Origin of the sequence: Streptomyces sp. ISL-11 (assembly GCF_018614525.1) — a bacterium.
GTDB lineage: Bacteria > Actinomycetota > Actinomycetes > Streptomycetales > Streptomycetaceae > Streptomyces.
Map to the genome: position 1 here is coordinate 1 of NZ_JAGGOL010000136.1, position 319 is coordinate 319.

The window sequence follows — 319 nt, forward strand, 5'->3', positions numbered from 1 at the left end:
CGGGCCGACCCGGCGCACCGGGAGGCGCGGGCACACCGGCGCCGGACGCGTGGGACGCCGCACCGGCGGACTGCCCCGGAGAACCGGGCTGACCGGGGGCGCCGGGGCCACCCGCGCCGGGCACGCCCGAAGCGTTGGAGCCACCTGCCCCCGGAACACCCGGGGGACCGGGCGGCACCGGGCCGCCCGCGCCAGGACGGCCCTGGGCACCGGGCGCACCCGCCCCGGACCGACCCGGAACACCGGGAGGCCCAGGCGGAACAGGGGCGCCCGCACCGGCCTGACCGGAGACGCCGGGCACACCCGGAGCGCCGGGCGG